This is a genomic window from Mesorhizobium sp. M7A.F.Ca.CA.002.05.1.1 (assembly GCF_003998335.1).
Taxonomy (GTDB): domain Bacteria; phylum Pseudomonadota; class Alphaproteobacteria; order Rhizobiales; family Rhizobiaceae; genus Mesorhizobium.
The window spans coordinates 1-11,349 of the sequence record NZ_RZQI01000095.1 but is presented as its reverse complement, the minus strand read 5'-3'; the positions used below and the strand labels follow the sequence as shown (position 1 = coordinate 11,349).

The 11,349-nt window shown below is 64.4% G+C and carries 10 protein-coding genes; all 10 read left to right on the top strand.

Annotated features, from left to right (window positions below):
• Nucleotides 1–312: winged helix-turn-helix domain-containing protein (locus tag EN939_RS07575; RefSeq protein ID WP_206528270.1), on the top strand; the 312-nt coding region annotated here is incomplete at its 5' end.
• A 20-nt stretch (nucleotides 313–332) separates the two neighbouring features.
• Nucleotides 333–2,117 (top strand): sensor histidine kinase, encoded by a 1,785-nt coding sequence (locus EN939_RS07570; RefSeq protein ID WP_013528336.1) that lies wholly within the window; start codon nucleotides 333–335, stop codon nucleotides 2,115–2,117.
• A 32-nt stretch (nucleotides 2,118–2,149) separates the two neighbouring features.
• Entirely contained in the window at nucleotides 2,150–2,596 is a 447-nt protein-coding gene (locus EN939_RS07565; protein ID WP_164748904.1) for an HPr kinase/phosphorylase, read from the top strand.
• Between the two features lie 164 nt (nucleotides 2,597–2,760).
• Nucleotides 2,761–3,162, top strand: a complete 402-nt coding sequence (locus EN939_RS07555; RefSeq protein ID WP_010912939.1) for a PTS sugar transporter subunit IIA — start codon at nucleotides 2,761–2,763, stop codon at nucleotides 3,160–3,162.
• Nucleotides 3,159–3,455 carry an HPr family phosphocarrier protein gene (locus EN939_RS07550; protein ID WP_027039963.1) on the top strand — a complete coding sequence of 99 codons (297 nt, stop codon included), beginning with the start codon at nucleotides 3,159–3,161 and terminating at the stop codon, nucleotides 3,453–3,455. Before EN939_RS07555 ends, EN939_RS07550 begins: the two co-directional genes overlap by 4 nt.
• 181 nt (nucleotides 3,456–3,636) lie before the next feature.
• The gene (gene ahcY / locus EN939_RS07545) at nucleotides 3,637–5,037 is read left to right on the top strand and encodes an adenosylhomocysteinase (RefSeq protein ID WP_023810629.1); all 1,401 of its coding nucleotides are present in this window, start codon (nucleotides 3,637–3,639) and stop codon (nucleotides 5,035–5,037) included.
• Between the two features lie 199 nt (nucleotides 5,038–5,236).
• Complete coding sequence (locus tag EN939_RS07540) at nucleotides 5,237–7,792, top strand: sensor histidine kinase (RefSeq protein ID WP_127267523.1); 2,556 nt, start codon at nucleotides 5,237–5,239, stop codon at nucleotides 7,790–7,792.
• Nucleotides 7,793–7,800: 8 nt separating this feature from the next.
• On the top strand, nucleotides 7,801–9,312 hold the full coding sequence (gene tsaE, locus EN939_RS07535) for a tRNA (adenosine(37)-N6)-threonylcarbamoyltransferase complex ATPase subunit type 1 TsaE (protein ID WP_127267522.1): 1,512 nt from the start codon (nucleotides 7,801–7,803) through the stop codon (nucleotides 9,310–9,312).
• Nucleotides 9,309–10,037: a nucleotidyltransferase family protein gene (locus tag EN939_RS07530; RefSeq protein ID WP_127267521.1), complete on the top strand. Its 729-nt coding sequence runs from the start codon at nucleotides 9,309–9,311 to the stop codon at nucleotides 10,035–10,037. Before tsaE ends, EN939_RS07530 begins: the two co-directional genes overlap by 4 nt.
• Nucleotides 10,034–11,349: double-strand break repair protein AddB (gene addB / locus EN939_RS07525; protein ID WP_127267520.1), on the top strand; the 1,316-nt coding region annotated here is incomplete at its 3' end. The genes EN939_RS07530 and addB, both read left to right, overlap by 4 nt.

Here is an 11,349-nt window from a genome sequence, read left to right as displayed (position 1 = left end):
CAGCAGGCCCGCTCGCTCGAGCGCGGCCAACTCGTCATGGACCAGGAGCGCCACACCTGCACCTGGAAAGGCGAGCCGGTGACGCTCACCGTCACCGAGTTCCTGATCCTGCATTCGCTGGCGCAGCGTCCAGGCGTCGTAAAAAGCCGTGATGCGCTCATGGATTCGGCTTATGATGAACAGGTCTATGTCGACGACCGCACCATCGACAGCCACATCAAGCGGCTGCGCAAGAAGTTCAAGGCCGTCGACGACGACTTCGAGATGATCGAAACCCTTTACGGAGTCGGATACCGGTTCCGCGAAGCATAAGTAGCAGGGCCTGCTATTCGATGGCAGTGGAAGCACAGCGAACAAGACCGGCGGGCGCCTCCAGGCGGCCGTCGCGGATCATGCCGTCCTTCGTGTCGAAGATCACGGTGCCGATGCGCCGTTTCCTTGGCCATCATATCTTTTCCAGCCTGACACGGCGTATCCTGTTCCTCAACCTTGCCGGCCTTGCCGTCCTGGTGACCGGCATCCTCTATCTCAACACCTTCCGAGACGGGCTGATCGACGCCCGCGTCGAAAGCCTGATGACCCAGGGCGAGATCATCGCCGGCGCGATCGCCGCGTCGGCGACGGTCGAGACGGATTCGATCAGCATCGACCCGGAAAAGCTGCTTGAACTGCAGGCCGGCGAAAGCCTGGGGCCGGGCTCCGACCAACTCGACAACCTCGACTTCCCGATCAACCCGGAGCGGGTCGCCCCGGTGCTGCGAAGGCTGATCTCGCCGACCAGGACCCGCGCCCGCATCTATGACCGCGACGCCAATCTGCTGCTCGATTCACGCCACCTCTATTCGCGTGGCCAGATCCTGCGCTACGACCTGCCGCCGGTTGAGGAGGAAGAGCCCGATCTGGTCGAGCGCATCCAGAAATTCGTCTTCGACTTCTTCCGCAACACCGAGCTGCCGGTCTATCACGAGCAGCCGGGCGGCAATGGCGCCGCTTTCCCGGAAGTGGTCAAGGCACTCACCGGCAGCCCGTCGACCATCGTGCGCGTCAGCGAGCAGGGGGAGCAGATCGTTTCGGTGGCGGTGCCGATCCAGCGCTTTCGTGCCGTCCTGGGCGTGCTGATGCTGTCGACCGAAGGCGGCGACATCGACAAGATCGTCGCCGCCGAGCGCAAGGCGATCCTGCGCGTCTTCGGTATCGCGGCCCTTGTCACCGCCATCCTGTCGATGCTGCTTGCCTCCACCATCGCCAATCCGCTGCGCCGGCTGTCGGCGGCGGCGGTGCGGGTGCGGCGCGGCGTCAAGAGCCGTGAGGAAATCCCCGATTTTTCCGACCGCCAGGACGAGATCGGCAATCTGTCGATCGCCATACGCGACATGACCAACGCGCTCTACGCCCGCATCGAGGCGATCGAAAGCTTCGCGGCCGATGTCTCGCACGAGTTGAAGAACCCGCTGACGTCGCTGCGCAGCGCGGTGGAAACCTTGCCGCTGGCCAAGAACGACGATTCGCGCGGCCGGCTGATGGATATCATCCAGCACGATGTCAGGCGGCTGGACCGGCTCATCACCGATATTTCCGACGCATCGCGCCTGGACGCGGAGCTCGCGCGTGAAGATGCCGGGACGGTCGACCTGAAGAAATTCATCACCGATCTGGTCGCCGTTTCGCGCGAAGCGACGCGCAACAAGAAGGCGGTCGAGATCGAGTTCAAGGCGGCCAAACTGCCGCAAGGCGTCAAAGGCTACGTCGTCGTCGGGCATGATCTTCGCATCGGCCAGGTCATCACCAATTTGATCGAGAACGCCCGTTCCTTCGTTCCCGAGGATCATGGCCACATCAGCCTGTCGCTGGCGCGTGCCGGCAAGTTCAACATCGTCACCGTCGACGACAATGGCCCCGGCATCCGGGCCGACAACATCGACCGCATCTTCGAACGGTTCTACACCGACCGGCCGGCCGGCGAGGCATTCGGCCAGAATTCGGGGCTTGGCCTGTCGATATCCAGGCAAATCGTCGAGGCCCATGGCGGCACGCTCACCGCCGAGAACATCCCCGGCACCAAACCCGGCGAGATCAAGGGCGCACGCTTTGTGGTGACATTGCCGGCCGAAGGCTGAGAGCATGAATCCCAACCACGCCTGGTCCAGCCGTGCAGCCTGAAAACATTCACGCGACAATGGTTTTGATCGGCGAGCGCGGCATTCTCGTCACCGGAGCCTCCGGTTCGGGCAAGACGACGCTGGCGCTGGCGCTCATCGACCATTGTCGCCATCGCGGCCTGTTCTCGCGGCTCGTCGGTGACGATCAGCTCTTTGTCGAGGTGCATGCCGGGCGGCTTCTCTGCCGCGCTCCCGCCATCATAGAAGGCCTCGTCGAGGTGCCTGGGCTCGGGCCGCGAGCGGTGCCGTTCGAGCCCGCCGCCATCGTCGATTTGCATGTCCGCCTGACGCCGGCCGGTGAAACGGCACGCTTTCAGGAGGATGCCGACACCAGCATCGCCGGCTGTCGGGTGCCGCGTATCGATGCGGTCGAACGCAACGTCGCTGCCGCCTTGCCGGTCGTGATGGCGCGGCTGTCGATCGCGCCTTTTCTATGATCCGTTCCGGGTTTTTTGCTGCAATGCGTCAAAATGGCATGTGCCTGCGCAATTTTGGGCTTGTCAACGGGCCGTGCGTCGACAAGATAGCGCTCCCGCCGCCTGGATTGGCTGGCGAGCATAAAATGCGCCTGTGAAGCGGCGATGACGGGAGCCACCAAAGAATGATCGGACTCGTGCTTGTAACGCACGGTCAACTGGCCACCGAGTTCCGACATGCCGTCGAACATGTCGTCGGGCCACAAGACAATTTCGAAACCGTGGCGATCGGTGCCGACGACGATATGGAGCAGCGTCGCCGCGACATCGTCGACGCTGTTGCCCGTGTCGATACCGGGGCGGGCGTCATCGTGCTGACCGACATGTTCGGCGGCACGCCCTCCAACCTTGCCATCTCGGTGATGGAGTCCGGCCGCACCGAGGTGATCGCCGGCATGAACCTGCCGATGCTGATCAAGCTCTCCTCGATCCGCAAGGGCGACAATATGGCCGCCGCGCTCGATGAGGCTCAGGCCGCCGGCCGCAAATACATCAATGTCGCCAGCCAGCTCCTGAGCAGCAAATGACCGCGCTGTCCCCGGAAAAAGACCAAATTGTCCGGGATTTTCCCATCATCAACCAACGTGGCCTTCATGCGCGCGCTTCGGCGAAGTTCGTCCAGCTGGCCAGCGGCTTCGATGCCTCGGTGCATGTCGAGAAGGATGGCGTCAAGGTCGGCGGCACCTCGATCATGGGCCTGATGATGCTGGCGGCAAGCCCCGGCTATTCGATCCGCGTCACCGCCAGCGGACCGGAAGCCCGGCAGGTCATCGACGCCCTGGAGCAGCTGGTGGCGTCCCGCTTTGGCGAGGAATGCTGATCAGGTAGAGCGCCGATGCGTGTCTGAGAGACATGCAGGGATAAAGATTTCTTTATATCCCATTGTCGTCCTTGCTCCGATCTGCTAGTCAGGCCGGCAATTCGCGCCCTTCGACGCGCCGACCGGCGCGGGCGTGTCCGCAACAAATTCGCAAGCACAACATTCGCATCGGAGTACTGCCATGACGGGTAGCAAGGACTATGTGGTCGCCGACATCTCGCTTGCCGGCTGGGGCCGCAAGGAACTCGAGATCGCCGAAACCGAAATGCCGGGCCTGATGGCCTGCCGTGAGGAATTCGGTCCCAAGCAGCCGCTCAAGGGTGCGCGCATCACCGGCTCGCTGCACATGACGATCCAGACGGCGGTGCTGATCGAGACGCTGAAGGAACTGGGCGCCGATATCCGCTGGGCCTCCTGCAACATCTTCTCGACCCAGGACCATGCGGCCGCGGCCATCGCCGAAGCCGGCATCCCGGTGTTCGCCGTCAAGGGCGAGTCGCTCGAGGAGTATTGGGACTACACCGACAAGATCTTCCAGTGGGCCGATGGCGGCCTCTCCAACATGATCCTCGATGATGGCGGCGATGCCACCATGTACATCCTGATCGGCGCCCGCGCCGAGGCCGGCGAGGACGTGCTGTCCAACCCGCAGAGCGAGGAAGAGGAATACTTCTATGCCCAGGTCAAGAAGCGCCTGAAGGCTTCGCCCGGCTTCTTCACCAAGCAGAAGGCGGCGATCCGCGGCGTCACCGAAGAGACGACCACCGGCGTCAACCGGCTCTATCAGCTGCAGAAGAAGGGCCTGCTGCCTTTCCCCGCCATCAACGTCAACGACTCGGTTACCAAGTCGAAGTTCGACAACAAATATGGCTGCAAGGAATCGCTGGTCGACGGCATCCGCCGCGGCACCGACACGATGATGGCCGGCAAGGTCGCTGTCGTGTGCGGTTATGGCGACGTCGGCAAGGGCTCGTCGGCCTCGCTCAAGGGCGCCGGCGCCCGCGTCAAGGTCACCGAGGTCGATCCGATTTGCGCGCTGCAGGCGGCGATGGACGGGTTTGAAGTCGTCACGCTGGAAGATGCGGCCCCCACCGCCGACATCGTCATCACCACCACCGGCAACAAGGATGTCGTCACCCTCGACCATATGCGCTCGATGAAGGACATGGTCATCGTCGGCAACATCGGCCACTTCGACAATGAGATCCAGGTCGCCGCGCTGCGCAATTTGAAATGGACCAACGTCAAGCCGCAGGTCGACATGATCACCTTCGCGGACGGCAAGCGGATGATCCTTTTGTCGGAAGGGCGGCTGCTCAATCTCGGCAACGCCACAGGCCACCCGAGCTTCGTCATGTCGGCATCCTTCACCAACCAGGTGCTGGCGCAGATCGAGCTCTACACCAAGCCCGGCCAGTACGAGAACCAGGTCTATGTCCTGCCCAAGCATCTCGACGAAAAGGTCGCGCGCCTGCATCTCGACAAGCTCGGCGCCCGTCTGACCGAACTGTCGGGTGAACAAGCCGCCTATATCGGCGTCACGCCGCAGGGTCCGTTCAAGCCGGAACACTACCGCTATTAACCAAAGCTAAAATTGCTACCAGATATTGAGGCCGGGCGATTGACTTTTCGCCCGGCCTTATTTTTGCGCGCCATCAGCCTTCACGGCGATTCGGCGAGGGGTTATTGTCAGGTGATTCGGCGATGCTTCCAGCCCGAGAGGGTCAAGAGAGGCACGCATCAGGGCGGTCTTGCATTCAGGCGGCGGAGAGGACCAAGACATGCCGGGGCAACACCCGCACAGAGCGGGACGGGCCGTTTCCGGCGGCCATGACGATTCGGGGATTGCTGGCTCCGCCCTGGAAGGCGGGAGCCTGTCCTGGCGCGCCCGTGCGTCGACATTCCTTGCCACCTCCGCGCTCGCGGGCCCCTTGGCTGGCGCCGTCGCGCATGCCGAAACCGCTGCTGCCAGCGTCGCGGGACTGTCGGTGAGCGCCATCGAGGTCATGCAGCTTGCCGTGTTCGTCGGCGTGACGGGTGCCGCACTGATATCGGCCATCGTTCTCATCCGCGAAAGAGCCCGCACCTCGGCGGAGAATGTCGAACTCAGGAGCCGCCTCGCCGACATCAACGCGGCGCTCCGCCGCTCCGAGGCGCTGCTCAATCTGCGTGACCAGCGCGTCGTCGTCTGGGCCGCTGAAAACAAGAAGCCCGAGCTTATCGGCACATTGCCCGTCGAAAGCGGCGCTCCCGAAGATAGGGCCGCTTTTCTCGCTTTCGGCCGCTGGCTGATGCCGCGTTCGGCGGCGGCACTCGAACATGCCGTCGCGGGATTGCGCGAGAAGGCCAAACCCTTCGACCTCGTCATCGAATCGCAGGCCGGTGCGCCGCTCGAAGTGCATGGCCGCAAGAGTGCCGCGCATGTGCTCGTGCGTTTCGTCTCGCTCTCGGAGACGCAGCGCAGCCAGGCCAGGCTGAAGATCGAGAACCAGCGGCTGGCCGCCGACCACGACACGATGATCGGCCTGCTCGACGCGCTGAACATGCCGGCATGGCTCCGCGGCGAGGACGGCGGGCTGAAGTGGGTCAACCGCGCCTATGCCGATGCCGTCGAAGCCGAAAATGCCGAAGCCGCGGTCCGGGAGAAAAAAGAGTTCCTCGGCGGCCAGGCGCGCGATGCGATTGCCGCCCAGCACAAGACGCATCCGGTTTTCGAGCAGTCGCTGTCCACCGTGATCGAAGGTGACCGCCGTGTGTTCGCGGTCACCGATTTCGCCGGCAGCGATGGCTCGGCCGGCCTTGCCTGTGACACCAGTGCCATTGAGGCCGTTCGCGGCGAATACGAACGGACGGTGCGAAGCCACGCCGACACGCTCGACCAGCTCAACACGGCAGTCGCCATTTTCGACACCGACGAGAAGCTGCGGTTCTTCAACCAAGCCTTCCAGAAGCTTTGGGGGTTGGACGCCGGCTTCCTGCACAGCGCACCCGACAATGCCTTGCTGCTCGACCGGCTGCGCAGCGAGGGCAAGATCGCCGAACAGCCTGAATGGCGTCGCTGGAAGGAAGGCCTGCTCGGCGCCTATCGCGCCGTCGAATCCCAGGAACATTGGTGGCATCTGCCGGACGGCAAGACCATTCGCGTCGTCGCCAATCCGCAGCCCAAGGGCGGCGTGACCTGGGTGTTCGAGAACCTGACCGAGAAGATGGACCTGGAAAGCCGCTACCAGACAGCCGTGCGGGTTCAGGGCGAGACGCTCGACAATCTTGCCGAAGGCGTGGCGGTGTTCGGACCCGACGGCAGGCTCCGGCTGTCGAATCCTGCCTTTGCCACTCTCTGGGGATTGAGCGGTGAAGCGGCCAAGCCCAGTGTCCACGTGTCGACGATACGCGACCTCTGCGACCGGCAGGCCGCGGACAGCCCCTGGCCCAGCTTCGTTGCCGCCATCACCGGCTTTGACGACGAGCGCCGCGACCGCCACGGACAGACCGAGCTCAACAACGGCAATGTGCTGAGTTACGCCATGATCCCGCTGCCCAACGGGCAGGTGATGATGACCTTCGTCGACGTGACCGACAGCGTCCATGTCGAGCGGGCGCTGAAGGACAAGAACGAGGCGCTGCAAAAATCCGACCAGCTCAAGAACGAATTCGTCCAGCACGTCTCCTATGAACTGCGTTCGCCGCTGACCAACATCATCGGCTTCACCGAACTCCTGTCGCAGCCCACGACCGGTCCGCTGACGCAGAAGCAGCGCGAATATGTCGAGCATGTCAGCTCGTCCTCCGCGGTCCTGCTCACCATCGTCAACGACATACTCGACTTGGCGACGGTGGACGCCGGCATCATGCAGCTCGACATTTCCGAGGTGCAGGTCGATCGCACCATCGCCGCTGCGGCCGAACTGGTGGCCGACCGGCTGGAAGAGCATTCGATCAGTCTCCAGGTGGACGCCATCGCGGCGCCGAAGACGTTTCACGGCGATGAGGTCCGCGTCCGCCAGATCCTCTACAATCTGCTCAGCAACGCCGCCAATTACGCCCCGGAAGCCAGCATCATCCGGCTCACTTGCCGCCATCTGGCGGATGGGGTGGAATTCTCGGTTCATGACGATGGTCCCGGCATGCCGCCGGATGTGCTCGATTCGGTGTTCCGCCGTTTCGAGCCGCGCGCCAATGGCGGCCGCCGGCGCGGCGCCGGCCTCGGCCTGTCGATCGTCAAGAGCTTCGTCGAGCTGCATGGCGGCAGCGTTCGCATCGAAACCGGCAAGGACAAGGGCACGACCGTCATCTGCACCTTTCCAGACATGCCGGGCATCCGCGCCGCGGCCGAGTAGCGCGTTCGATGACCGGACTGGTGCTGGAGCGATTACTCGCCGACGAGACCCAGACAGCGCGGCTGGGCGAAGATCTGGCGCTGTCGCTGCGCCCGGGTGACGTGCTTGCCCTCAAGGGCGATCTCGGCGCCGGCAAGTCGACGCTGGCGCGGGCCTTGATCAGGACCCTGGCCGACGATGCCGGTCTCGATGTTCCGAGTCCGACCTTCACATTGGTGCAGAGCTACGACACCCGCATTCCGGTCCATCATTTCGATCTCTACCGCCTGTCCTCGGCGGACGAGATCGATGAGTTGGGGCTCGACGAAGCCCTGGCGCAGGGTGCTGCTTTGGTCGAATGGCCGGAACGGGCGGAAGCCCATCTGCCGAAAACCACAGTCCTGATCGAGCTCGTCCAGCATGGCGAAGGCCGGCTGGCGCGATTGTCAGGCCAGGGTGATGCCTTCGATCGGGCGGCACGGTCGTTGGCCATGCGCGACTTTCTCGTGAACGCCGGCTGGGGGGAAGCGCAGCGCCGCCATTTCATCGGCGATGCTTCGGCCCGCTCCTATGAGATCGTTTCGTTGCCGGACCAAAAGCCTCGGGTCTTGATGAACTCGCCACGGCTGGTTCTCGGTCCGCCTGTGCGCGACGGCAAGCCCTATGCCGAGATCGCGCATACCGCTCAGTCGGTCTCCGCCTTCGTTGCCATCGACCGCGCCTTGAAGGAAGGCGGCGTCAGCGTTCCGCAAATCCATGCCGAGGACCAGGAGCAAGGTTTCCTGCTTCTCGAACATCTTGGTTCCGAAGGTTTCCTCAGCGGCGATGGCCAGCCGCTGGCCGAGCGTTACGCAGCGTCCGCTGAGCTGCTGGCCATGATGCACGGCAGGGCCTGGCCGCAGCGCCTGGAAACAGGGCAAGGCGGCTTCCACGATGTGCCGCCTTTCGACCGCGACGCCATGATGATCGAAGCCGATCTGCTGGTCGACTGGTACGTGCCGGCAATCACTGGCGCTCCGGCAAGCGAGAGCTTGCGCGCCGGTTACCACAAGCAATGGAATGCGCTCCTCGACCGGCTGCAAGGCCGCGAGGTCACGCTGATGCTGCGCGACTTCCATTCGCCAAACATCATCTGGCGCGGCGACCGTTCCGGGCATGATCGGCTAGGCATCGTCGATTTCCAGGATGCGCTGATCGGCCCTTGCGCCTATGACGTCGCCTCGCTCGCCATGGACGCGCGGGTCACCATCTCGCCCGAGATCGAGAAACAGACGCTGGATGCCTATGTCGCGGCGCGCCACGCAGCCGGCGCTTTCGACGAGGCAAGCTTCCTGGAATCCTACGCCATCATGGCGGCGCAGCGAAATTCCAAGATCCTCGGCATCTTCGTCCGTCTCGAAAAACGCGACGGCAAGCCCTATTATCTGAAGCACTTGCCGCGCATCCGCGACTATCTGCGCCGGGCTCTGTCTCATCCGGCGCTGGCAAGCCTGCGCGAGTTCTACGACGCCCAGGGTTTGCTGGAGGAGCGAGCGCTGTGACAGCAAGACCGGACACCGCCATCGTACTTGCCGCCGGGCTTGGCAAACGCATGCGGCCGATCACCGACACCATTCCCAAGCCACTGGTCAAGATTGCCGGCAAGACGTTGCTCGACTGGAGCCTCGACAGCCTGGCCGCCGCCGGCGTCGGCAAGGCGGTCGTCAACGTCCACTACTTTCCCGAACAGATCGTCGCCCATGTCACTGCCCGCCGCGCGCCAAACATCGTCATTTCCGACGAGAGCGAACAACTGCTCGATTCCGCCGGCGGCATCGTCAAGGCGTTGCCCGAACTGGGCGATCAGCCCTTCTACATCCTCAACGCCGACACGTTCTGGATCGATGACGGTCCTCTCAATCTCCAGCGCCTCGCCCTTGCATGGGACGCGGCGAAAATGGATATTCTGCTGATGCTGGCGGATCTCCAACAGGCGACCGGACACTGCGGCAGCACCGATTTCCTGGTGGCGCCGGATGGCGGCTTGCGGCGTTCGAAAGGCGACCCGGCGGGGCTGATCTATGCCGGGGCGGCGATCGTCCATCCGCGCCTGTTCGAGGGTGCACCGGCCGGGCCGCACTCGCTCAACGCCTATTTCGATTCCGCCATCGCGGCCGGCCGCCTGTTCGGCATGCCCATGCATGGCCACTGGATCACCGTCGGCACGCCCGATGCCGTACCGCTCGCGGAAGCGGCGGTCGCCGGTGCGCTCATCGAGTCGCAATGAGCGGCTCCAGCCGCGTTTTCTCGATCCCGCCCGGAGCGCCGTTTCTGCCGACGCTTGCCGAGGCGCTGCTTGCCGGCCGCCTTGTTCCGGGGTTTCGATTTGACGGCGACCCGCTCGCTTTGGCCGATGTCACCATCTATGTGCCGACACGCCGTGCCGCGCGTGCCTTGCGGGGTGTCTTCGTCGACAGCCTGGCGGCACGCGGCGGCGGCGGCTCGGCGATCCTGCCGGTCATCCGGCCACTGGGCGAGTTCGACGAGGATGAGGCCGCATTCGAGACCGAGGCATCGGCGGCCATAGATCTCGCGCCGCCGATCGCCGCGATCGAACGCCTGTTGCTGCTGACGCCGTTGGTGCGCGCCTGGAAACGCCGGCTGCCGGCGCATGTCGCCGCCCTTTTCGCCGAGGAGATCGTCATCCCGGCTTCCACCGCCGACGCGATCTGGCTGGCGCGCGATCTCGCCCGGCTGATGGACGAGATCGAGACGGAAGGAACGGACTGGGCCAAGCTCACCGATCTGGTGACCGGCAACCTTGCCGGGTGGTGGCAGGTGACCCTCGAATTCCTCGGCATCGTCACCGAAGCCTGGCCGAAATTCCTCGCGGAAAGCGACCGCTCAAATCCGGCCGCGCATCGCAGTGCGCTGATCCGCGCCGAGGCGGCGCGGCTGCTGCGCAATCCGCCCGCTGGCCCCGTTATCGCCGCGGGCTCGACCGGCTCGATACCCGCCACGGCCGAACTGCTTGCCGCCATCGCGCGCCTGCCCGGCGGCGCCATCGTGCTGCCCGGCCTCGACCGTACGCTGGACGAAGCGTCGTTCCAGGCAATCGCCGCGCCCGGCGCGCGTCCAGCCGTGCTCGGCCACCCGCAATATGGCTTGGCCAGGCTGATCGGCAAGATCGGCGTATTGCGCAGCGACGTCGAGGAGATTGGCGTGGCCGAACCGCGACTTGCGCTTCGCGCCGCCCTTGTCGGCGAAGCGCTGCGGCCGGCCGAAACCACCGAACTCTGGGCCGAGACACGTGCCGGTTTCCCGGCGTCCCACATTGCCGGCGCCTTCGCCGAGGTGACCTTGCTCGAAGCTGCCAGCGAACGTGATGAAGCTGTCGCCATCGCCGTCGCGCTCAAGCGCGCGGTCGAACAGCCCGGCCAAAGGGCGGCTCTCGTCACCGGCGATCGCGCATTGGCACGGCGCGTCTCGATCGAGCTCCAGCGCTTCGGCGTCGCCGCCGACGATTCCGGTGGCACGCCGCTCGCCAACACCCCGGCGGCCAGCCTGCTCAGGCTGGCGCTCGAGGCATTGTTCAGGCC